This window comes from Streptomyces regalis, from assembly GCF_001509475.1.
GTDB classification, from domain to species: domain Bacteria; phylum Actinomycetota; class Actinomycetes; order Streptomycetales; family Streptomycetaceae; genus Streptomyces; species Streptomyces regalis.
Map to the genome: position 1 here is coordinate 46,052 of NZ_LLZG01000058.1, position 22,235 is coordinate 68,286.

19 protein-coding genes and 2 pseudogenes are annotated in these 22,235 nt (G+C 70.5%); 8 read left to right on the forward strand and 13 right to left on the reverse strand.

What is annotated here, in order from left to right; all coding sequences use genetic code 11:
- Window positions 1-35: 35 nt before the first annotated feature.
- From ADL12_RS10690 to ADL12_RS10700, 3 genes are all read left to right on the forward strand, one after another.
- Entirely contained in the window at window positions 36-1,289 is a 1,254-nt protein-coding gene (locus tag ADL12_RS10690; RefSeq protein WP_062700926.1) for an FUSC family protein, read from the forward strand.
- 46 nt (window positions 1,290-1,335) lie between these two features.
- A complete protein-coding gene (locus ADL12_RS10695; RefSeq protein ID WP_062700929.1) occupies window positions 1,336-2,394 on the forward strand; it encodes a hypothetical protein in 1,059 nt (352 codons plus the stop codon).
- 113 nt (window positions 2,395-2,507) lie between these two features.
- Window positions 2,508-3,728, forward strand: a complete 1,221-nt coding sequence (locus ADL12_RS10700) for a lactonase family protein (RefSeq protein ID WP_208614516.1) — start codon at window positions 2,508-2,510, stop codon at window positions 3,726-3,728.
- Here the strand turns inward: ADL12_RS10700 and ADL12_RS10705 are convergent.
- Window positions 3,696-4,421: a DUF2470 domain-containing protein gene (locus ADL12_RS10705; RefSeq protein WP_062700931.1), complete on the reverse strand. Its 726-nt coding sequence runs from the start codon at window positions 4,419-4,421 to the stop codon at window positions 3,696-3,698. The two genes, ADL12_RS10700 and ADL12_RS10705, sit on opposite strands and share 33 nt — an antisense overlap.
- A gap of 31 nt (window positions 4,422-4,452) precedes the next feature.
- Window positions 4,453-4,737: pseudogene (locus ADL12_RS10710) on the reverse strand (TetR/AcrR family transcriptional regulator); the annotation flags it as partial.
- Between ADL12_RS10710 and ADL12_RS10715 the strand changes: the two are divergent.
- Window positions 4,678-5,205 (forward strand): annotated as a pseudogene (locus ADL12_RS10715) (cytochrome P450); the annotation flags it as partial. The pseudogenes ADL12_RS10710 and ADL12_RS10715 overlap by 60 nt on opposite strands.
- Here the strand turns inward: ADL12_RS10715 and ADL12_RS10720 are convergent.
- The gene (locus ADL12_RS10720; RefSeq protein ID WP_208614515.1) at window positions 5,167-6,009 is read right to left on the reverse strand and encodes a pentapeptide repeat-containing protein; all 843 of its coding nucleotides are present in this window, start codon (window positions 6,007-6,009) and stop codon (window positions 5,167-5,169) included. The pseudogene ADL12_RS10715 and the gene ADL12_RS10720 sit on opposite strands and share 39 nt — an antisense overlap.
- 141 nt (window positions 6,010-6,150) lie before the next feature.
- Here ADL12_RS10720 and ADL12_RS10725 point away from each other — a divergent pair, with 141 nt between their 5' ends.
- Window positions 6,151-6,351 carry a DUF5999 family protein gene (locus ADL12_RS10725; RefSeq protein WP_062700935.1) on the forward strand — a complete coding sequence of 67 codons (201 nt, stop codon included), beginning with the start codon at window positions 6,151-6,153 and terminating at the stop codon, window positions 6,349-6,351.
- Between the two features lie 3 nt (window positions 6,352-6,354).
- On the opposite strand, the gene sigJ is transcribed toward ADL12_RS10725, so the two are convergent.
- The 10 genes from sigJ to ADL12_RS10775 form a co-directional block, all read right to left on the reverse strand.
- Window positions 6,355-7,254 carry an RNA polymerase sigma factor SigJ gene (sigJ, locus tag ADL12_RS10730; protein WP_062700936.1) on the reverse strand — a complete coding sequence of 300 codons (900 nt, stop codon included), beginning with the start codon at window positions 7,252-7,254 and terminating at the stop codon, window positions 6,355-6,357.
- 49 nt (window positions 7,255-7,303) lie between these two features.
- Window positions 7,304-8,047 carry a PIG-L deacetylase family protein gene (locus ADL12_RS10735; RefSeq protein ID WP_062700938.1) on the reverse strand — a complete coding sequence of 248 codons (744 nt, stop codon included), beginning with the start codon at window positions 8,045-8,047 and terminating at the stop codon, window positions 7,304-7,306.
- A gap of 28 nt (window positions 8,048-8,075) precedes the next feature.
- On the reverse strand, window positions 8,076-9,377 hold the full coding sequence (locus ADL12_RS10740) for an alpha/beta fold hydrolase (RefSeq protein ID WP_062701045.1): 1,302 nt from the start codon (window positions 9,375-9,377) through the stop codon (window positions 8,076-8,078).
- A 101-nt stretch (window positions 9,378-9,478) separates the two neighbouring features.
- Entirely contained in the window at window positions 9,479-10,504 is a 1,026-nt protein-coding gene (locus ADL12_RS10745; protein ID WP_062700940.1) for a LacI family DNA-binding transcriptional regulator, read from the reverse strand.
- Between the two features lie 84 nt (window positions 10,505-10,588).
- A complete protein-coding gene (locus ADL12_RS10750) occupies window positions 10,589-12,019 on the reverse strand; it encodes a BNR repeat-containing protein (RefSeq protein ID WP_062700943.1) in 1,431 nt (476 codons plus the stop codon).
- A gap of 50 nt (window positions 12,020-12,069) precedes the next feature.
- Window positions 12,070-12,390, reverse strand: a complete 321-nt coding sequence (locus tag ADL12_RS10755; protein WP_062700945.1) for an L-rhamnose mutarotase — start codon at window positions 12,388-12,390, stop codon at window positions 12,070-12,072.
- Window positions 12,391-12,407: 17 nt separating this feature from the next.
- On the reverse strand, window positions 12,408-13,487 hold the full coding sequence (rhaS, locus tag ADL12_RS10760; protein ID WP_062700947.1) for a rhamnose ABC transporter substrate-binding protein: 1,080 nt from the start codon (window positions 13,485-13,487) through the stop codon (window positions 12,408-12,410).
- A 120-nt stretch (window positions 13,488-13,607) separates the two neighbouring features.
- Complete coding sequence (locus ADL12_RS10765; protein WP_062700949.1) at window positions 13,608-14,603, reverse strand: ABC transporter permease; 996 nt, start codon at window positions 14,601-14,603, stop codon at window positions 13,608-13,610.
- Entirely contained in the window at window positions 14,596-15,636 is a 1,041-nt protein-coding gene (locus ADL12_RS10770; RefSeq protein ID WP_062700951.1) for an ABC transporter permease, read from the reverse strand. Before ADL12_RS10770 ends, ADL12_RS10765 begins: the two co-directional genes overlap by 8 nt.
- Window positions 15,633-17,150: a sugar ABC transporter ATP-binding protein gene (locus tag ADL12_RS10775; RefSeq protein WP_062700953.1), complete on the reverse strand. Its 1,518-nt coding sequence runs from the start codon at window positions 17,148-17,150 to the stop codon at window positions 15,633-15,635. Before ADL12_RS10775 ends, ADL12_RS10770 begins: the two co-directional genes overlap by 4 nt.
- Window positions 17,151-17,432: 282 nt before the next feature.
- Between ADL12_RS10775 and rhaI the strand changes: the two genes are divergently transcribed.
- The 3 genes from rhaI to ADL12_RS10790 all read left to right on the forward strand — a co-directional run bounded on the left by rhaI (window position 17,433) and on the right by ADL12_RS10790 (window position 22,192).
- Window positions 17,433-18,593: an L-rhamnose isomerase gene (gene rhaI / locus ADL12_RS10780; RefSeq protein WP_062700955.1), complete on the forward strand. Its 1,161-nt coding sequence runs from the start codon at window positions 17,433-17,435 to the stop codon at window positions 18,591-18,593.
- A gap of 114 nt (window positions 18,594-18,707) precedes the next feature.
- Entirely contained in the window at window positions 18,708-20,747 is a 2,040-nt protein-coding gene (locus ADL12_RS10785; RefSeq protein ID WP_062700957.1) for a bifunctional rhamnulose-1-phosphate aldolase/short-chain dehydrogenase, read from the forward strand.
- On the forward strand, window positions 20,744-22,192 hold the full coding sequence (locus ADL12_RS10790; protein WP_425265085.1) for a rhamnulokinase: 1,449 nt from the start codon (window positions 20,744-20,746) through the stop codon (window positions 22,190-22,192). Before ADL12_RS10785 ends, ADL12_RS10790 begins: the two co-directional genes overlap by 4 nt.
- The last annotated feature ends 43 nt before the right edge of the window (window positions 22,193-22,235 follow it).

Genomic DNA, 22,235 nt, shown 5'->3' on the forward strand with positions numbered 1-22,235 from the left:
GTGGGAAGCATCTGTGGAAAGGGAACAGCCCAAGGATGCGAGAGGTACGTGAGGGGTCGGTGTCCTTGGAGCGGCTCGGGAAGCTGCGCCGGGACCCGGTGGTGGTCCAGACGCTGCGGTCGGCGGCCGCGGCGACGATCGCGTACGTCATCGCGCTGCGCCTGAGCCCCGAGGCCGCGCCGCTGACCGCGCCCCTGACCGCGCTGCTGGTCGTCCAGGTCACGCTGTACGCCACGCTCACCAACGGCATCCGCCGGGTGAACTCGGTGGTGGCCGGCGTCCTCGTCGCCATCGCCTTCAGTCTGCTGGTCGGCCTGACCTGGTGGAGTCTGGCGCTGCTGATCGTGGCCTCGCTGGTGGTGGGCCACCTGGTGCGGGTCGACGAGTACGTGCCCGAAGTGGCGATCAGCGCGATGCTGGTCCTCGGGGTCACCACCGTCGGGGACACGGCCTGGGCGCGGATTCTGGAGACGCTGATCGGCGCGGTGGTCGGGCTCGGCTTCAATCTGCTCCTCGCGCCGCCGGTGTGGGTGGAGGAAGCCGGTGAGTCGCTGGAGGGACTGGCCCGTCGGCTGCGGCAGTTGATGCTGCGCATCGGCGAGGAGGCCGCCGGACACACGCCGTTCGAGCAGGCCGCGGCCCGGCTGCACGAGGCGCGCCGGCTCGACCACGACATCGTCGAGGTGGATGCGGCGCTGAAGCAGGCCGAGGACAGTTTGCGGCTCAATCCGCGCGTGCGGGACAGCCTGCTGCACCGCGTGGTGCTGCGCACCGGGCTGGACACGCTGGAGATCTGCACGGTGGTCCTGCGGGTGCTCGCGCGCACGCTCACCGACCTCGCGAAGGAGCGGGAGCCCGAGCCGCTGTTCGCGAAGGAGACGGGCGCCGTCGTGGAGCAGTTGCTGTCCGAGATCGCGGACGCGGTGGTCAGCTTCTCGGTGCTGGTCACCACGCATGTCAGCAGCAACGCCGACGCGGCGGAGTCCCGGCTCGCCGCCGAGTTGCGCGCGGCTGCGGGCACCCGCGACAAGCTGGCCCTGCTGCTGCGCGAGGAGGCCGAGCGCGAGGACCGGCACTGGCAACTGCTCGGCGCCGTCCTCACCGAGGTGAACCGCATCCTCGACGAGCTCGACACCGAGCACCGCTCGCGGCGGCTGCTGGAGGAACTGGACCGCGTCTCGCAGGATCAGCGCGCTCGGATGCCGCGCCTGACCCGGCTGCGCGAGCGGATGGGCGTTCAGGAGCAGCTGTGGCGGAACCGTACGGGGTTCGGCGGGCGTTCTTCGTGAGGGAGCGCCGGGACGGGGCCGGCGCCGGAAGCGAGGGAGCTGTCCGATGGCCGACACCACCGTGCGGATCGACGGAAACACGCTGCGGCTGCCGGGCGGTGTGGCGGTGCGGTTCATCCGCACGCTGCGGCTGCCCGAGTCGGGCACGCACCCGCTGCCGCCGGGGCTCGGCGAGTTCCCGGTGCGGCGGGTGGCGGACTACGCGGACAGCGTTCCCGAGGCGTGGCGGTCACGCGGCGGTGTGATGCTGCCGGTGTATCTGCGCGAGGCGATGTGGCTGAGCTTCGGGGGCACGACGGAGCCGGCCGCCCTGCAGGTCGGGGTGGGCAAGGTGTGCGCGGTCTCGGGGAAGCCGTGGAGTGACCGGCTGTCCCGCAAGCCGCAGAACTACGTCGTGCTGCCCCGCCAGCCCTGGCTGGACGGCATCAACTCCGGGAAGGGCACGGTCCGCCAGTTCGTGGCCGTACCGCTGGGGCTCGGGGCGACCGTCGAGGGCCAGGTGACGGGCGAGGAGGTCTGGGGCGGCGTACAGCTGCAGTCGTTCGCGCTGAAGGAGCCGCAGCTGGCCAGGTGGCGTGAGGAGGAGCTGCGCCGGGCGGAGCAGGCGCGTGCGATGCCCCAGTACGGCGGCTACGGTGCCGCCATGCCCATGGCCGCACCGGCCCCCCAGGGCGCGGTCCCGGCGCCCGCCGCCGCTCCGGCCGGCCGTCGGTCCCGGGCCGCCGCGGCGATGGGCCTGGGCGTCGGCGGTTCGATGCGCCAGGAGGTCTACGAGGACGACCGGCCGCTGTCGGACTGGTCCGAGGGCCCCGCAGGCAGGGTCTTCGTCCATCTGGTGACGCCTCCGGAGTGGCGCCGCATCACCGGCGAGGCTCCCCCGCCGTCGCCGGTGGACCGGGCGGCGTACACGCGCGCGGGGCTGCCGTGGTTCGACTATTACGACCAGGACGCCGAGGATCTCGCCCCCACGGACACCCTGGAGGCCGTGAAGCCGGTCGGCGACTGGCTCGGCGACGACCACGAGCCCTGGCAGGCGCCCTCGCCGGGCCAGGTGACGCCGCTCACGGACATGCAGGGCAAGCCGGTGCAGGACGGCGACTGGTAGCCGTACGAAGGCATTGCACAGTATGCAACGCTCAGTGTCCGTCTTGCATCGGACGGGTGATCCACGCCAAGGTGGCTGTCGCGACGGGGTCGACGGACGATCTGAGGGGCGACATGGACACGGGTGGCTGGAGCAGGCGCCGGTTCGTCGGAGCGCTCACGGGAGCGGCCGCCGCCGCGGCACTCCCGGCGTGCAACGACGCGCCGCCCCCGACCCGATCGGCACCGTCGAGTGCCTCGGCATCACCGAACACCCCAGAGGCGGCCGCGGGCACGCCGAGCGAGGCTCGCAGCCCGGGTCCCCACCCGCTCTACCTGGGCACCTACACCTCCGCCGAGGGCGGCGGCAAGGGCATCGGCCTCGCTACGTACGACGCCACCACGGGCCGTATCACCGACCGCGGAATCCTGGCGGAGACCGGCGACCCCTCGTTTCTCGCCCTGCACCCGAACGGCAGGACGCTGTACGCCGTCAACGAGCGGGAGGACGGGGGCGTGACCGCGGTGCGGCTCGCCGACCGGCATGTTCTGGGCACCCGAAGCTCGGGGGGTGCGGGCCCGTGCCACCTCTCCGTGCATCCGAGCGGGCGCTGGCTGCTGAGCGCCAACTACAACTCCGGCAGCGTGGCCGTGCATCCCATCGCCGCCTCGGGCGCGCTCGGCGAGCACACCGACGTGGTCACGCACTCCAGCCCGCCGCCCGGCCCCGACCCCGAACGTCAGGACGGTCCGCACACGCACCAGATCGTCACCACCCCTGACGGCGTCCATGTGCTCGCCGTCGACCTGGGCACGGACACCGTCTACACCTACCGTCTCGACCAGGCGAAGGGCACGCTCACCGAGGTCTCCCGGGCGCGGGCCAAGCCGGGAGCCGGACCGCGCCACCTCACCTTCCACCCGGGCGGGCGGTACGCCTACCTGGCCAATGAACTCGACAACACGATCACCGTGTGCGCCTACGATCCGGCCACCGGGCGTCTCACGATCGGCGACCCGGAGCCGACCGGCACGGGCGAGGTCACCAGCTATCCGTCGCAGATCCTGGTGACCACGGACGGCTCGTACGCCTATTTCGCCAACCGCGGACACAACAGCCTGACGCGGTACGCCATCGAGGCGAGCGGTGCCCGGGTCCGGCTCCTCGACACCGTGCCGGTGCACGGCGACTGGCCGCGGCACACCGCGTTCTCGCCGGACGGAAGGCTGCTCTTCGTGTCGAACCAGCGCTCCAGCTCGGTCACCGTCTTCCACGTCGACCGCAGGAGCGGGGAACTGCGGCTCGCGGGCGAGCCGTTCGCGTCACCCGTCGCCGTCTGTGCGCTGCCGCTGTAGGGCGCGGGGGCAGGCGGCGGCACTGGCCTGCGCGAGCAGGATGTGCATGCGTTCGGTGAGCTGTGCGACGCCATCGGCGGGCCGGTGGAACGGCAGTCGTACGTCGGCCTGGGCGCGGGCGCGTTCGATGCGCAGCGTCAGTCCGTGCCGGTCGACGGCGAGGGGCTGGACGCGGACGGCGCCGTGCAGACTGTCGGAGTCGACGAGGCGGGTGAGCCGCTCGACGGCGTCCGGATGGCAGTCGGCGAGGTGGGTGAGCAGCCGGGCCTCGGCGGTGGCCAGCGGGTCGGGCGTGGCGGCGGCGAACTCGTCGAGGTCGACGACCACGGCACCGGACGGCTGGCGTAGCACCACCCGCGTCGGCTGGAACGCCAGTTTGCCGTCGTCGGGGGTGAACCAGCCGGACAGCCACAGCCGGGCGCGGATCCGTTTGCGTACGGGCACGGGGGCGACGTCGGCGAACTCCAGGACGGCGGCGGGCTCTCCGCGGGGCGCGCAGATCGCCGCCGCGACGAGCGCACTGTCCTCCGGCACGTCCAGCAGGACGCGGCCGTCCTCGGCCACGGTGTGCGCGCCGACGAACTCCTCGCGACTGCCCTCCGCGGTCACCGCGCAGGACCACGCGACGTCGAGCACCGACCGGGCCCGCTCCGCCGCGGAAGGCGCGGCCGTCCACGCTTGGCTGTCACCCATCCCAGACCTCCTTAGGTAAGCCTTGCCTAACCTATCGAAGATCGGGCCGCACGCCAACCAGCCCCACCGATCCTGTGCGATCTCTTAGGTCCGAGCCCCTCAGCCACTCCAGGCAGACGGCCGTGGTGAACGCCAGCCAGCCCCGCACGGCGAGCCCCACATCGGGCCGCTCCTCGAAGACCGGGCCGAACTCGGGGTCCGCCGCCATGGCCGCCAGGATCTGCTTTTCCTGTGCGGCCAGGGCCTGTTGGTAGACCGCCGTCAGGTGATCACCTTCCTGGTCGCCGGGCACGAGACGACGTCGGGCGCGCTCTCCTCGCCCTGCACTACCTCTCAGGTCTGGGGCGACACGGCGGTACCGGGCTACGACCAGGTGGCCAAGCTGCGGTACGTCCGCCGGGTACTGGACGAGTCGCAGCGGCTGTGGCCAACGGTGCCGGCCTTCACCCGGGAAGCACGCGAGGACACGCTGCTCGGCGGGGTCCACCCGATGCGGCGGGGGGCCTGGCCGTTCGGGACGGGGGCGCGGGCCTGCATCGGGCGCCAGTTCGCGCTGCACGAGGCCAGGCTGGTGCTGGGGCTGCTGCTGCGCCGGTACGAGTTCCGGAGCGACCCGGCTTATCGGCTGCGGGTGACGGAGCGGCTGACGCTGATGCCGGAGGGGTTGCGGCTGCGCCTGGAGCGGCGGGCGGCCGGCACTCCGGTTACGGCACCCGTCTCGCCCGGGACCGCGGAGGACGCGCCCTCAGAGCTCGGCTGTCCAGTGCACAGGGCGGCTGACTGAGGCGGGCAGTCGCGTGCCCGCGCTGCCCCGGGCCGCGTTCAGCTGGGGCTGGGTCAGGAAGAACGCGCCGGTCAGATCGGCGTCCGTGAGGTCGGTGTCGCGCAGGTCGGCACCGATGAGGTCCGCTCCGCGCAGGTCGGCGCCGGTCAGGTCGGCGGCTATGAGGTAGGCGCCGCGCAGGTTCGCGCCGCGCAGGTCGGCGCCCTTGAGACGGGCGCCCATCAGATCCGCGCCCCGGCGGTCCTTCTTGCGGCCGCGGGTGCCGGCCCGCGCCAGCTCGCTGGTCTTCAGCAGGAGCACGTTGACCTGCTGCCGGTGAGCGGCCACGTCCAGCGCGCCGAGTTCCTCCGGGGTCCGGCGGGTGAACTCCTCGGTCGTCTCCAGGAGGCCGCGCAGCTCGGCGTGGAGGGGGCGGGCGGCGGGCAGGGTGAGGGCCTCGGTCAGGTACCAGAGCAGTTCGTGGAGCTGGCGGACGACCGGGAAGACGTCGAACATCCGGCGGGCGTGCTCCCGGGATGCCGTGCGCCAGTCCTTCCCGGCGAAGGTGACCTGCGAGACCTTCTGACCGGCGCCGAAGCAGTCGTAGACCGTGCAGCCGGTGAAGCCCTTGTGCCGGAGCCGGGCGTGGATGCCGCAGCGGTGGTCGTCCTGGAGGTTCCGGCAGGGTGTTCCGGCCGCCTTGTCGACCGCGAAGTCGGCGGAGGCGGCGAAGGGCAGGGCGACGCAGCACAGCCCGAAGCACCGCTCGCAGTCCCCGTGCAGGTCCGCCCGGTCGACGGTCTGATCTTGCATGACGTTCAGCATACGGAACGAAAACTCACCGACGAGTTTCCGGGGCTGTGGGGGTCTTCTCATCCAACGGAAAACAAGCTCGGCTACCACTGAGATACGAGCCGACGAAAGCAGGAGCACCACCGCGTCGAAGAAGAGTCGAGGAGAGCCATCATGTGCAGCCACCAGCCCTCGTGCCCCACTGCCGACAGCCCGGACCATCACGCCGCTGTGATCGTGTCGGCCCACCCCGAACAGGGCTGGAGCCTGCTGTGCAACGGCACCATCGTCTTCGACGACACCGGTGAACTCCTCCCGGACGGGCGGGTGGTGAGCCCGCACCGTACGGTCGGCGTACTGGCCGTGGCCGCCTGAGCGTCAGTCGTCCAGACCGGTCAGGTCCAGGCGCCCCAGACGCTCGGGGTCGGCCAGGATGTACATCTCCGTGATGCGGCCGTCGGCGATGGTGACGCCCATGACCGACTGCGGCTTCCCTTCGGGGGCGTTGAGGACCCCGACCGTGCCGTTGACGAGCACGAGCGCGAGCTGCGTGTCCTGCGCGAACTGCCGGAACAGCAGCGCCTGTTCGGCCACCGGCTTCGCACCGCGCACCACCTTGGACGCCGCGACACCGCGGACCAGCGGCCCGGAGTCGGCGCGCAGCACCACGTCGGGGTCGAGGACCGCGAGCAGCGCCTCGAAGTCCCCGGCGCGGGAGGCCGCCATGAAGGCGTCGAGGACCTGCCGCTGTCTGCCGAGGTCCGGCTCGGCCGACGGCGTGGCGCCCCGCACCCGGCGCCGGGCACGGCTGGCCAGCTGACGGGTCGCGGCCGAGGAGCGTTCCACGATCGGCGCGATGTCGTCGAAGGGCACCGCGAACATGTCGTGCAGCACGAACGCGATCCGCTCGGCGGGCTCCAGTGTCTCCAGCACGACCAGCAGGGCCAGGCCCACCGAGTCGGCCTGGAGCACCTCCTGTTCCGGGTCGATCGTCGACAGCGGTCTGATCACGGGATCCGGGACGAAGGTGTCGTCCAGCGGCTCCTCGTGGCGTCGCGTGCGCGACCGGAGCATGTCCAGGCAGACCCGGCCGACCACCGTGGTCAGCCAGCCGCCGAGGTTCTCGATGTCGCCCGCGTCGCTGCGGCTCAGCTTCAGCCAGGCCTCCTGGACGGCGTCCTCCGCCTCGGCCAGGGAGCCGAGCATGCGGTAGGCGACCGCCTTGAGATGGCCGCGGTGCTCCTCGAAGCGGTCCGCCAGCAGTTCCGTGTCGTTCACATTCCCCCCGTTTCGCCCTTCAGTTGAGCAGGTCTGCCGGTGAGCAGCTCTACCGGCTGAACAACTCGAACGCCACAGCCGGCTTCCCGCCGAACCGCTTCCCCGTCGCCTCGGCGTTCGCGGTGAGGAAGCCGCGGGCGTACGTCTCCGGATCCTGGCTCGTCAACGCCTCGATGTAGGTGCGGTGTTCGAGCAGCGAGCGCACCGCACGCTCCAGACCCGCCGAGGCGTCCGCCGCGTGCGTGGGCGTGCTGGAGCCCGCGACGGCGACCCAGCGCACGCCGTTCCAGGGCTCGAGGCCCTGCTCGACGAGCTCCGGGAAGATCCACCGGTTGCCCGCGTCCCCGGCCGCGTCCAGCGTGGCTCGGCCGACCGCCACGTGGTCCGGGGTGTTCCAGGCGACGCCGCCCCAGGTGTCCCGGTGGTTGAGCGTGATCACCAGCTCGGGCCGGTGCCGGCGGATCGCGGCGGCGATGTCACGGCGCAGGGCGGTGCCGTACTCGATCACGCCGTCCTCATGGTCGAGGAACTCCACCGTCGACACGCCGACCACCGCGGCGCTGGCCCGCTGCTCGCGTTCGCGCAGCGGACCGCACTTCGCCGGTTCCAGCGTGTCCATGCCGGCCTCGCCGCGCGTCGCCAGTACGTACGCCACCTCGCGGCCCCCGTCCGTCCAGGCGGCGATCGCCGCCGAGCAGCCGTACTCGAGGTCGTCCGGGTGCGCCACGACGGCGAGCGCGCGCTGCCAGTCGTCGGGCATGGGCTGGAGCTGAGTGATCGTCGGCTCGGTCATGCCCGCACACTAACCGGTCACACCGACATCACGCTTCGTCACGGGTGAGCGCGAGCAGCCGGTCCAGGACGCGGGGGCCGCCGGCCCGTACGCCGTCGTGCTCGAACTCGTCGGTGACCCAGGTACGCAGCCCGCGGATGGCGCGGGCGGTGGCGAGGGAGTGGGCGGTGTCGACGTACATGTCCTCGTGGTAGACGGCCGCCGCGACCGGCACTTCGTTGGCGGCGAGGCGGGCGGAGTCGTAAAGGGGCTTCCAGTCGGTGCGGGCGGCGAGGAGTTCGGCGGTCTCGCGCAGCGGGCGCAGGGCCGGGTCGCAGTCGAACATCCAGGGGTGGATGGTCTCGCCGGTGAACAGCAACGGCCCGTCTCCGGCGAGCGTCTTGGCCGCGTCGAACTGCGGGAACTCGGCGCGGACGCGCTCGGCGGACCAGGCGGTGGGGCGGGCGTCCTGGCCGTAGATCGCCTCGTGGACGAGGGCGTACAGGGGGTGGCTCGCGTACGACAGCAGGCCCTGGACCTCCTCCTGGAACGCGTCGGAGAGGGCCGGGCCCTGCGGGGTGCGGACGAAGGCGTCTTCCAGGAGGTAGTGCAGGCGGTGGCTGCCCTCGCTGCCGCCGAGGACGATGCCGAGGGACTGGAAGGCCTCGGCGGTGAGGCGGTAGCCGTTCGGCAGGACCACGTCGTTTTCGAGGAGGTGGTCGGCGATACGGCGGGCGCGCTCGACGTCCTGCGGGTAGCGGGCGTAGTGCGCGCCGACCTTGCGCTCGATGCGGGGGTAGGCCGCGCGGTAGACGTCGTCGGCGTGGGCGTCGAGGGAGGGCAGGCCGCCGGTGATGACGGCGGCGGTCAGGCCCTCGGGGGCGGTGGAGAGGTAGTTGACCGTGCAGAAGCCGCCGAAGCTCTGGCCGAGGACGGTCCAGGGGGCGCCGCCGGTCACCTCCCGGCGGATCGCCTCGCAGTCGCGGACGATCGCGTCGGCGCGGAAGTGCGTGAGGTAGTCGGCCTGTTCGGCGGGGCCGCCGCGCAGGGGGAGGGTCTGGCGGTTGGCGGGCGTGGAGTGGCCGGTGCCGCGCTGGTCGAGGAGCAGGACGCGGTACTCCTTGAGGGCGCGGCCGAGCCAGGCGCCCTTGCCGACGAAGCGGTTCGCGCCGAAGCCGGGGCCGCCCTGGAGGTAGACCAGCCACGGGAGGTCCTGGTGCGCCTTGTCGCCGGCGACGACCTCACGGGCGTAGAGCTCGATCGTCTCCCCCGTCGGGGCGTCGTGGTCGAGGGGCACGGTGAAGTGGCGGTCGGTGAGGACGACGCCGGGCTGGCGGTAGCTGACGGTCAACAGGGCTCCCGGGACGGAGGGTTTTCGGGCCGCGTCCCAGTTCAGCACATGTTCGTCCGCCGACCGAGCCCCGGGATCATGAAATCGTACTGAATGGCGGATCAGCGGGCCGAAAGACTGGACCGCCGCACCACCAGCTCCGGCTGCAGGACGACCCGCCGGTGCTCGTGCTTCCTCGTCGCGGTCTCCTCCTCCGTCTCCTCCAGCAGCATCTCCGCCGCGAGGGTGCCCATGGTGACCGCGGGCTGCCGTACGGAGGTGAGGGGGACGGCCGCGGCGGCCGCGAACTCGATGTCGTCGTAGCCGACGATCGCGAGGTCGTCGGGGACGCCGACGCCCGCGGCGTACATGGCCTGCAGGACACCGAGGGCGAGCAGGTCGTTGGCGCAGAAAGCGGCGGTCGGGCGCTCGGCGAGGCCGAGCAGGCGGGCGCCGGCGTCCCGGCCCGCGGCGACGTCGAGCCGCTCGGTGGGCAGCTCCCGCAGGTGCTCGGGGCCGAGGCCGGCCTCCTCCAGCGCGTGCAGGGCGCCCGTGCGGCGGTCGCGGACCTGGTTGAGGCCGGGCGGGCCGCTGACGTACGCGATGGAGCGGTGCCCTGCGTCGACGAGATGGCGTACGGCGAGGGCGCCGCCCGCGACGTCGTCGACGGAGACCGAGCACTCGGTGGTGCCCTCGGCGACCCGGTCGACGAGGACGAAGGGGATGCCGTGCCGCCGGAAGGTCTCGATGTTGCGGCCGGTGGCGTCGGCAGGGGTCAGCAGGACGCCCCGCACCCGCTGCTCGGCGAAGAGCGACAGGTAGTCGGCCTCCTCGCTCGCGCTCTGTGCGCTGTTGCAGACCATCACGCCGAGCCCGGCCTCACGCGCGGCCCGCTCGGCGCCGCGCGCCACGTCGACGAAGAAGGGGTTGCCCATGTCGAGGACGAGCAGCCCCATGATGCGGCTGCGGCCCGCGCGCAGCTGGCGCGCGGACTCGCTGCGGACATAGCCCAGCCGGTCTATCGCGGACTGCACCCGCGCCCGGGTCTCGGTCGCGACCGTGTCCGGACGGTTGATGACGTTCGAGACCGTGCCGACGGAGACTCCGGCGGCGCGAGCGACGTCCTTGATACCCACCGACTGGGCCATCGGGCAGGGACCTCCAGTGAGACGCGAGAAGACGTGGGGCGGTGGGAACGCACATTACCGTCAAGCCGCCCACAACGGCTGTGGTCAGGCAGGCAGGCGGAAGTTGAGGTTGCGCAGCGCCGAGGGCGTCGTACCGCTGGACTTCTCCTGGTACATGATCGACAGGAAGTTGTCCTGCGCGATGCGCGTCTCGTCGATGACGACCTCGCCGAAGGCGTTCAGCCCGGCCGTGACGCCGTCGTACAGGACCGACCAGTCCGTGTGACCAGAGGCCTTGGAGGCTCCGGCGATCCGGCAGAACGGGAAGATCGCATACGCGTTGTCGTACTTGTCCAGGATCAGCTTGGTGCGCTGGCTGGAGTTCAGCGGGACCGGGAGCTCGGTCTTCTGCCAGGTGCCGGAGGAGTTCTTGCGGACGTGGAAGGCGCGGCCGTTCGCGGTGCGGTCGGCGACGTAGTTCGTCGTGCACTGGCCGAAGCGGCCGGGGACGTAACTGATGATCGCGTGCGGCAGGCCCGCGGAGTCGGTGAACTGGCTCTCCTGGTTCATCAGGGAGTGGTCCGGGTTGAGCGCGTCGATCACCAGTCCGCTGTCGGTGACGGCGACCTTGTCGGAGCCGCCGGTGGTACCGACGACGGTACCGGCGTTGTTGCGCCAGGTGCGGCCGCGGTCGTCGGAGTAGACGTAGCCGGTGTCGTGGTTGGTGATGCCGCCGCCGTTGCACATCACGGCGCCGTTCTGCTCGCGCCAGGTGAAGAAGGAGTGCAGGCGGCCGTTCTTGTCGTAGTCGATGCCGTGCAGGTACATGTTGCGGGCCGTCGAGGAGCCGTGCTCGCTGGTGTACGTCCCGGTGGAGCTGGTCCACTCGCCGAGGTTGGTCCAGGTCGAACCGTCGTACTCGGCGAGGGCGTTGCGGCCGTTGCCGGAGATGGCCACCCGGTAGCTGAGCTGCAGCTTGCCCTCGGGGGTCGAGACGAACTGCGGGTAGGTGAACTGCGAGGTGAGCGCGAGGCCGTCGAGGGTGGACTGCGGGGCGCCGAAGCGGCTCGCGGTCCAGCTCAGGCCGGACGGGTTGTCCATCAGCCCCGCGACCGACTTGACGTAGGTGAAGCCGTCGCTGTGCGAGTCCATGTTGAGGTGGAGGCGGCCGTCGACCTTCGAGATCCCCATCGAGATGACGTTGTGGGAGTCGTTGTAGCGCAGGGTGTGGCCGACCTTGACCGTGGACCAGGTGCTGGAGCCGAGGACGCGGCGGCCGACGACGGCGTTGCGGTCGGCGGTGTACCAGACGGCGTACTGGTAGCCCTTGTAGGTCAGCAGGCCGTTCTTCTGGAAGGAGTTGTTGTTGACCAGACCGTCGTACGACACGAAGAAGATGGCCTGCGTGTCGAGGGTGGTGGTGCCGGTCAGGGTGAGGGACGGGCCGGGGTCGGCGGCACGGGCGGTGCCGGAGGCGAGGGCGGGGGTCACGACGGCTCCAGCGAGGGCAGCGCCCAGCAGCGTGCGTCTCTTCATCTCGGGGGACTCCGTTGTCGGCGAGGTGCGGGGAGGGGGACCTTCAGGGGTCAGGCGAGGTGGAACACTTCCGTGAGCGGTTTCATGGCCTCATCAGGCCGGGCGCCGTCCAACGACTCGAAGAACGGCGCCATCTCCGCCTGCCAGCGGGCGTTGACATCGGTGGCTTCCATACCGGCCACGGCGGCTGCGAAGTCCTCGGTCTCCAGGTAGCCGACGAGCAGGCCGTCCTCGCGCAGGAAGAGCGAGTAGTTGTGCCAGCCGGTGGCCGAGAGCGCATCGAGCATCTCGGGCCACACGGCGGCGTGCCGCTCGCGGTACTCGTCGAGGCGGTCCGCCCTGACCTTCAGCAGGAAGCACACGCGCTGCATCAACAACCCTCCGGATGTCAGAAGTTGAACTGGTCGATGTTCTTGGCGTCGAAAACGGTCGGCTTGCCGAGGCTGATCACGCCGTCCTTGCCGATGGTGTACGTCGTGTCGCCGGCCTTGAAGGTCTCGCCCTCCTTGCCGGTGATCTGGCCGGAGACCAGGGCGACGGCGGCGCGGGCGGCCAGGTCGCCGAGCTTCGCCGGGTCCCACAGCTCGAAGCCCTCGACGGTGCCGTTCTTGACGTACTTGCGCATGTCGTTGGGGGTACCGAGGCCGGTCAGCTTGACCTTCCCCTTGTACTTGGAACCCGACAGGTACTGGGCGGCGGCCTTGATGCCGACGGTGGTCGGGGAGATGATCCCCTTCAGGTTCGGGTACTCCTGGAGCAGGCCCTGGGTCTGCTGGAAGGACTTCTGGGCGTCGTCGTCACCGTAGGCGACCTTGACGAGCTTGACGTCCTTGTACTTGGGGTCCTCGAGCTCCTGCTTCATGAAGTCGATCCAGATGTTCTGGTTCGTCGCGGTCTGCGCGGCGGACAGGATCGCGATCTCGCCCTTGTAGCCGATCTGCTCGGCGAGCAGCTGCACCTCGGTGCGGCCGAGGTCCTCGGCGGAGGCCTGCGAGACGAAGGCGTTGCGGCAGTCGGCGGTGGTGTCGGAGTCGTAGGTGACGACCTTGATGCCGTTCTTCATGGCCTGCTTGAGCGCGGTGCACAGGGCACCCGGGTCCTGCGCGGAGACGGCCATCGCGTCGACCTGCTGCTGGGTGAGCGTGTTGACGTAGGAGACCTGGCCGGCGGTGTCGGTCGCGCTGGACGGGCCGACCTCCTTGTAGCTGGAGCCCAGCTCCTTCAGGGCCGCCTCGCCGCCCTTGTCGGCGGAGGTGAAGTAGGGGTTGTTGACCTGCTTGGGCAGGAAGCCGACGGTCAGCCCCTTCTTCAGCTCGGCGTTCGGGTCGGCCTTCCCTGCGGTGGCGGCCGAGGCGCCCTCGCTCTTGACGTCCTCCTTGGTGGTGCCGCCGCAGGCGGTGGCGGCCAGGGCGAGGGACGTGACGGCGGCGAGGGCCGCGCAGGTACGGCGGATGGATGCCTTGCGCATGGTGGGTCCTTTTTACGAAGGTGAGGTGGAGCGCCCCGTTAGGGGCGCGGGGCGGTATCGATATGCGGCTCCGCCGCGTGGGCGCGACCAGCCACGACGGACCGGCAGTTTTCGAACGGCCTAACCAGCGGAGCGTGCCGCCCTCGCTACGGAGATCTGGCGCGCGACCCGGGGGCCGAGCACGGACAGGACGAGCAGAACGCCGGTGACAACGATCTGCGACTGGGCGGAGACGTCCTGGAGGCTCATCACGTTCTGCAGCGCCCCCAGCAGGAACACCCCGGCGATGGCGCCGCCCAACGTGCCCTTGCCGCCGTCGAAGTCGATACCGCCGAGCAACACGGCAGCCACGACGGAGAGTTCGAGCCCCGTGGCGTTGTCGTAGCGGGCGCTGGCGAAGTGCAGCGCCCAGAAGATCCCGGTGAGCGAGGCCATCAGGCCCGTCACGGTGAACAGGATCAGCTTCTGCCGCTTGACCCGGATACCGGCGAACCTCGCGGCCTCCTCGCTCGCGCCGGTCGCGAAGACCGACCGCCCGAACGGGGTGGCGTGCAGGACGATCACGGCGATCGCGAGGAGCACCAGGAAGGGCAGGAAGGCGTACGGGATGAAGGTGTCGCCGATGCGTCCGGAAGCGAAGTCGAGGTACTGCGTGGGGAAGTCGGTCACCGCGTCGGAGCCGAGGATGATCTGTGCGATGCCGCGGTAGGCGGCGAGGGTGCCGATGGTGACGGCGAGCGACGGGAGCCCCAGCTTGGTCACCAGAAGGCCGTTGATCAGTCCGCAGACCACTCCGAGCAGCAGACAGATCGGAATGATCGTCTCGATCGTCATGCCCTGGTTCCACAGGGCACCCATGACCGCACCCGACAGACCGGCCGTGGAGGCGACCGAGAGATCGATCTCGCCCGAGACGACCAGGAGCGTCATCGGCAGGGCGATCAATGCGATCGGAAGGGTGTTTCCGATCAGGAACGACAGGTTGAGAGCGTTCCCGAAACCATCGACCGTTCCGAAGGACAGCAGGAGCACGACGATCAGAAGCGCACCGACGGCTGAATCCCACCTTTTCAAGGCGGACCAGCGGATCGCTCGGCTCAGCGAGAAGTCAGCCATGGCGGGCGTTCCTCTTCTTCAGGGCGGTGGCCACGCGCAGCGCGACGATCCGGTCGACCGCGATGGCGAGGATGAGCAGGATGCCGTTGATGGCGAGCACCCAGACGGAGCTGACGCCGAGCGCGGGCAGCACGCTGTTGATGGAGGTCAGCAGCAGCGCGCCGAGCGCCGCGCCGTAGACGCTGCCGGAGCCGCCGGTGAAGACCACACCGCCGACGACGACCGCGCTCACGACGGTGAGTTCGTAGCCGTTGCCCGTGCTGGAGTCGACGTTGCCGAACCGGGCCAGATACATGGCGCCCGCGAGTCCGGCGAGGGCTCCGCAGAAGGTGTACGCGGCGAGGATCCGCTTGCGCACCGGGATGCCGGCGAGGCGGGCGGCCTCCGGGTTGGAACCGAGCGCGTACAGCTCACGTCCGCTGCCGAAGTGCTTGAGGTAGTACGCGGTCGCCACCAGAACGGCGACGGCGATCAGTGCCAGCCACGGCACGGCTGAGATACCACCGGAGCCGAAGTCGACGAAGCCGTCCGGGAGGTCGGACGCCGTGATCTGCCGGGAGCCGACCCAGATCGAGTCGATGCCGCGGATGATGTAGAGCGTGCCGAGGGTGACGACGAGCGCGGGCACCTGGCCGAGGCTGACCAGCAGGCCGTTCAGCAGTCCGAAGCCGATGCCCGTCAGGATCGCCAGGAGCACGGCGACGACCGGGTTCCCGCCGCCCTGGAGATACGTACCGGCGGCGAAGGCGCTGATGCCGAGCGTGGAGCCGACCGACAGGTCGACGTTCCTCGTGATCACCACGAGGGACTGGCCGGTGGCGACCAGGACGAGGATCGTCGCGTTCAGGAGCAGGTCCTTGATGCCCTGCTCGGTGAGGAACTGGCTGTTGCCGAGCTGGGTGACGACGATCATCACCACGAAGACGACCAGGATGGCCAGTTCGCGCATCTTGAAGACGCGGTCGACCAGGCGGGTGCCGCTGGACTTCGGTACGTCGGTGACAGGGGCCTCCTTGGGAGTGATCACCGTCATGCGGCGGCCCTCCCGGTTGCTGCGGCCATCACGGTTTCCTCGGTGGCGTCGGAGCGCGGGATCTCGGCGGTCAGTCGGCCCTCGTGCATCACGAGCACGCGGTCGGCCATGCCGAGGATCTCGGGCAGGTCGGAGGAGATCATCAGGACGGCCACGCCGTCGGCGGCGAGCTCGCTCAGCAGCCGGTGCACCTCGGCCTTGGTGCCGACGTCGATGCCGCGGGTGGGCTCGTCGACGATCAGCACCTTGGGGCCGGTGGCGAGCCATTTGGCGAGGACGACCTTCTGCTGGTTGCCGCCGGACAGGGTGTTCACCGTGTCGGCGATCCGCGCGTACTTGACCTGGAGCTTGACGGCCCAGTCGAGGGACCGGCTGCGCTCGGCGCCGCGGTCCATGAGGCCGGCCTTGACGGTCGTACGCAGTCCGGTGAGGCCGATGTTGCGCTCGATGGACATGTCCATCACCAGGCCCTGGGCGCGCCGGTCCTCAGGGACGAGGGCGAGGCCGGAGGCCATGGCGGTGGACGGGGCGCCGTTGATCAGGGCCTTGCCGTCGACGGAGACCTCGCCCGCGTCCCAGCGGTCGATGCCGAACACGGCCCGCGCGACTTCGGTACGCCCCGCGCCGACGAGCCCCGCGAGGCCGACGATCTCACCGCGTCGTACATCGAAGGAGACGTCGGTGAAGACGCCCTCGCGGGTCAGCCGGCGCACGCTCAGGGCGACTTCGCCCGGCTGCACGTCCTGCTTGGGGTACAGCTCGTCGAGGTCGCGGCCGACCATCCGGCGGACGAGGTCGTCCTCGGTCATGCCGTCCAGCGGCTCGCTGGCGATCCAGGCACCGTCGCGCAGGGTGGTCACCTGCCGGCAGATCTGGAAGATCTCCTCCAGCCGGTGGGAGATGAACAGGACGGCGGCGCCCTGTTCGCGCAGGGTGCGGACAACGCCGAAGAGGCGGGCTACCTCGCTGCCGGTGAGGGCGGCGGTCGGCTCGTCCATGATCAGGACGCGGGCGTCGAAGGAGAGCGCCTTGGCGATCTCGACGATCTGCTGGTCGGCGATGGACAGGCCGCGCGCGGGGCGGTCGGGGTCGAGTTCGACGCCGAGGCGCTGCATCAGGGCGAGAGTCGCCTCGTGGGTGGCCTTGTGGTCGATCCGGCCGAGCGCGCGCCGCGGCTGGCGGCCCATGAAGATGTTCTCGGCGATCGACAGGTCGGGGAAGAGAGTCGGCTCCTGGTAGATCACGGCGATGCCGGCGTCGCGGGCGTCACCGGGGCCGTGGAAGACGACGGGCGCACCGTCGAGCAGCACCTGGCCCGCGTCGGGACGGTGCACGCCGGCGAGCGTCTTGATGAGGGTCGACTTGCCCGCGCCGTTCTCGCCGGCGAGAGCGTGTACCTCCCCGGGAAACAGCTCCAGGGAGACGTCCCGCAGGGCGCGGACCGCGCCGAAGGACTTGGAGATGTCCTTGAGCGCCAGAACCGGGGCCGGACCCGTTTTGGACGGGTGGGTCATGGGGGCTCCTCGACGACGCCGGCGGGACGGCCCTCTCGGCGTCGTGAAAGGTTTCAACTTGGTTGCCGGGACGTTAGGCACGGAGCGCATGTCACGTCAATGGGTCCGTGTCGAAAAAGTTTCGATGAATCAAGGTCACGGGCAAGTCACAAGAAACAGCCTTGGCCCCGGGGGTTGACACCCCTTCGGGCGGCTCATACGTTCCCCTCTTGAATCGTTTCATAGCGAAGCTGTTCAGATGTCTACCGTCCGACTTCCGTCCCGACGTCACAGGAGCCCTCAGTGACCGAGCTCGCCGCGGTGAAGGCCGCACTCAAGACCCAGGCAGTCGAAACGCCGTCGTGGGCGTACGGGAACTCGGGGACGCGGTTCAAGGTGTTCGCCCAGCAGGGCGTTCCGCGTACGCCGCGAGAGAAGTTGGATGACGCGGCTCAGGTGCACGCGTTCACAGGTGTCGCGCCGACCGTTGCCCTGCACATTCCGTGGGACAAGGTCGACGACTACGCGGCGCTGGCGAAGCACGCCGAAGAGCGTGGCGTGAAGCTGGGCGCGATCAACTCCAACACCTTCCAGGACGACGACTACAAGCTGGGCAGCATCTGCCATCCCGACGCGGTGGTACGGCGCAAGGCCGTGGACCATCTGCTGGAGTGCGTCGACATCATGGACGCGACGGGGTCGCAGGATCTGAAGCTGTGGTTCGCGGACGGGACCAATTACCCCGGGCAGGACGACATCCGGGCGCGGCAGGACCGGCTGGCCGAGGGCCTCTCCGAGGTGTACGGGCGGCTGGGCGAGGGGCAGCGGATGCTGCTGGAGTACAAGTTCTTCGAGCCGGCGTTCTACACGACGGATGTGCCGGACTGGGGGACCGCGTATGCGCACTGCCTGAAGCTCGGGGAGAAGGCGCAGGTCGTGGTCGACACCGGGCACCACGCGCCGGGGACCAACATCGAGTTCATCGTCGCGACGCTGCTGCGGGAGGGGAAGCTCGGGGGGTTCGACTTCAACTCTCGGTTCTATGCGGATGACGACCTGATGGTGGGGGCCGCGGATCCGTTCCAGCTGTTCCGGATCATGTACGAGGTCGTGCGCGGGGGTGGGTTCTCCCCTGAGGTCGCGTTCATGCTCGACCAGTGCCACAACATCGAGGCGAAGATCCCGGCGATCATCCGGTCCGTGATGAATGTGCAGGAGGCGACGGCGAAGGCGTTGCTGGTTGACCGCGTCGCTTTGGCCGATGCACAGGCTGCCGGTGACGTGCTCGGGGCGAATGCCGTGGTGATGGACGCGTACAACACGGATGTGCGGCCGTTGCTGGCCGAGGTGCGGGAAGAGATGGGGCTTGATGCCGACCCGATCGCTGCGTATGCCCGGTCCGGGTGGGCCGAGAAAATCGTGGCTGAGCGGGTTGGTGGCGAGCAGGCCGGGTGGGGGGCGTAAGCGTCTGCCGAGTTCCGTTGTCTGCGGGGTGCGGGCCGTGTGTGGCTGGTCGCGCAGTTCCCCGCGCCCCTAAAGGGCATGTCCGCTCCCTTTCTCAGATAGGACTGAAAGATCATGGCTCCCCATCCCGAGGCCGCCGCCCTTCTCGCTCGCTCCCACCGGCTCGGCTCCGACCCCCGCAACACGAACTACGCCGGTGGCAATGCGTCCGCCAAGGGCACCGACACCGACCCCGTCACCGGCGGTGACATCGAGCTGATGTGGGTCAAGGGATCCGGGGGCGACCTCGGGACACTCACCGAAGCCGGGCTCGCCGTGCTGCGGCTGGACCGTATGCGGGCGCTCGTAGACGTCTACCCCGGCGTCGAGCGTGAGGACGAGATGGTCGCAGCCTTTGATTACTGCCTGCATGGGAAGGGCGGGGCGGCTCCCTCCATCGACACCGCCATGCACGGGCTCGTCGAGGCCGCGCACGTCGATCATCTGCACCCCGACTCCGGTATCGCGCTCGCCTGTGCGGCCGACGGCGAGAAGCTGACCGCCGAGTGTTTCGGTGACCGCGTGGTGTGGGTGCCGTGGCGGCGGCCCGGGTTCCAGCTCGGGCTCGACATCGCCGCGGTCAAGGAGGCCAACCCGCAGGCCATCGGGTGCATCCTCGGCGGGCACGGCATCACCGCCTGGGGCGACACCTCCGAGGAGTGCGAGCGGAACTCGCTGCACATCATCCGCACCGCCGAGGCGTTTCTCGCCGAGCGCGGGAAGCCGGAGCCCTTCGGGCCGGTGATCGAGGGGTACGCGGCGCTCGGCGCCGTCGAGCGGCGGGAGCGGGCCGCGGTGCTGGCGCCGGTCATCCGCAGCATCGCTTCCCAGGACCGGCCGCAGGTCGGTCACTTCACCGACTCCGAGGTCGTCCTCGACTTCCTCGCGAGCGCCGAGCACCCGCGTCTCGCGGCCCTGGGCACCTCGTGCCCGGACCACTTCCTGCGGACCAAGGTCCGGCCCCTCGTCCTCGACCTGCCGCCCACCGCTCCTCTCGACGAGGCCGTCGCCCGGCTGGGGGAGCTGCACGCCGAGTACCGCGAGGAGTACGCCGCCTACTACGAGCGGCACGCCCTGCCCGACTCCCCCGCCATGCGTGGCGCCGACCCGGCGATCGTGCTGATCCCCGGGGTCGGCATGTTCAGCTTCGGCAAGGACAAGCAGACCGCCCGGGTGGCCGGCGAGTTCTATGTCAACGCCATCAATGTGATGCGGGGGGCGGAGGCTGTCTCCACCTACGCGCCCATCGAGGAGTCCGAGAAGTTCCGTATCGAGTACTGGGCGCTGGAGGAGGCCAAGCTTCAGCGGATGCCGAAGCCCAAGCCGCTCGCGACGCGGGTCGCGCTGGTGACCGGTGCCGGCAGTGGCATCGGGAAGGCCATCGCGCAGCGGCTCGTCGCCGAGGGCGCCTGTGTGGTCGTCGCCGATCTCAACGCCGAGAACGCCCAGGCCGTCGCCGCGGAGCTCGGCGGGTCCGACAAGGCCGTCGCGGTGACGGTCGACGTCACGTCCGAGGAGCAGATCGCCGAGGCCTTCAAGGCGGCCGTGCTGGCCTTCGGCGGGGTCGACCTGGTGGTCAACAACGCCGGTATCTCCATCTCCAAGCCGCTGCTGGAGACCTCGGCCAAGGACTGGGACCTCCAGCACGACATCATGGCGCGCGGTTCCTTCCTCGTGTCGAGGGAGGCGGCCCGCGTGATGATCGCTCAGCAGCTGGGCGGTGACGTCGTCTACATCGCCTCGAAGAACGCCGTCTTCGCCGGGCCCAACAACATCGCCTACTCCGCCACCAAGGCCGACCAGGCGCATCAGGTACGGCTGCTCGCCGCCGAGTTGGGTGAGCACGGCATCCGCGTCAACGGGATCAACCCGGACGGCGTCGTGCGTGGGTCCGGGATCTTCGCCGGTGGCTGGGGAGCCAAGCGGGCCGCCGTGTACGGGGTCGAGGAGGAGAAGCTGGGCGAGTTCTACGCCCAGCGAACCATCCTCAAGCGCGAGGTGCTACCCGACCATGTCGCGAACGCCGTCTTCGCCCTCACCGGCGGTGACCTGACCCACACCACGGGACTGCACATCCCGGTCGACGCCGGCGTCGCGGCCGCCTTCCTGCGGTGAGCGCGGCCGTGAAGTCGTACGCCGCGGTCGACCTCGGCGCGTCCAGCGGGCGTGTCATGGTCGGCCGCGTCGGCCCCGACGGCCTGGAGCTGACCGAGGCGCACCGATTCCCGAACCGGCCCGTGCGGGTGCCCGAGGGGCTGCGCTGGGATGTGCTCGGGTTGTACGCGGGGGTACTGGAGGGGCTCAGGGCGGCCGGGCAGGTCGACTCCGTCGGCATCGACAGCTGGGCCGTGGACTACGGGCTGCTGGACGCCGACGGGGCGCTGCTCGGCAATCCCGTGCACTACCGGGACCCCCGGACGGAAGGCGTCGCGGAGAAGGTCTGGGCGACCGTCCCGGCGGAGGAGCTGTACGCCGCCACCGGGTTGCAGTACGCGCCCTTCAACACCCTGTACCAGCTGGCCGCCGCCCGGTCCTCGGCTCAACTTCCCTACGCCAAGCGGCTGTTGCTCATCCCCGACCTGCTGACGTACTGGCTCACCGGCGAGCAGGGCACGGAGCTCACCAATGCCTCCACCACCCAGCTGATCGATCCCCGGACGCGCGACTGGTCGCACGACATCGCCTCCCGGCTCGGCATCGACCTGGGCCTCTTCGCACCGCTGCGGCAACCCGGCGATCCCGCGGGGCTGCTGCGCGGCGAGGTGCTGGAGGAGACCGGGCTGAGCGGTCCGGTGCCGGTGACGGCGGTCGGGTCGCACGACACCGCGTCCGCCGTGGCCGCGGTCCCGGCCGGGGGCGAGCGGTTCGCGTACATCTGCACCGGCACCTGGTCGCTGGCGGGCCTGGAGCTGGGCGCCCCCGTGCTGACCGAGGAGAGCCGGGCCGCCAACTTCACCAACGAGCTGGGGCTGGACGGTACGGTCCGGTATCTGCGGAACATCATGGGGCTGTGGCTGCTGCAGGAGTGCGTACGGGCCTGGGGCGTCCCGGATCTGGGTGCCCTGCTGCTCGACGCGTCCAAGGTGCCGGCGCTGCGGTCGGTCGTGGACGCGGGGGACGCGGCGTTCCTGGCGCCGGGGCGGATGCCGGAGCGGATCGCCGAGGCGTGCCGTGCCTCGGGGCAGCCGGTGCCCGAGTCGCCCGCCGAGATCACGCGCTGCATCCTCGACTCGCTCGCCCTCGCCCACCGCAGGGCGATCGCCGAGGCACAGCGGCTGGCCGACCATCCGGTCGACGTCGTGCACGTCGTCGGGGGCGGCACGCGCAACGCTCTGCTGTGCCAGCTGACCGCCGACGCCTGCGGGCTGCCGGTGGTGGCCGGCCCGACCGAGGCCGCCGCCCTCGGGAACGTGCTGGTCCAGGCCCGATCGCACGGGCTGGTGGAAGACCTGGCGGACGGGCGGCGACTGCTCACCCGTACGCAGCCGTTGACGCGGTACGAGCCGCGGGGGGACGCGGCACGCTGGGACGAGGCGGAGGCCCGGCTCACCCGACGGTGAATCTCACCCGACGGTCAATCTCACCTCACGGTGAGCGGGGTCT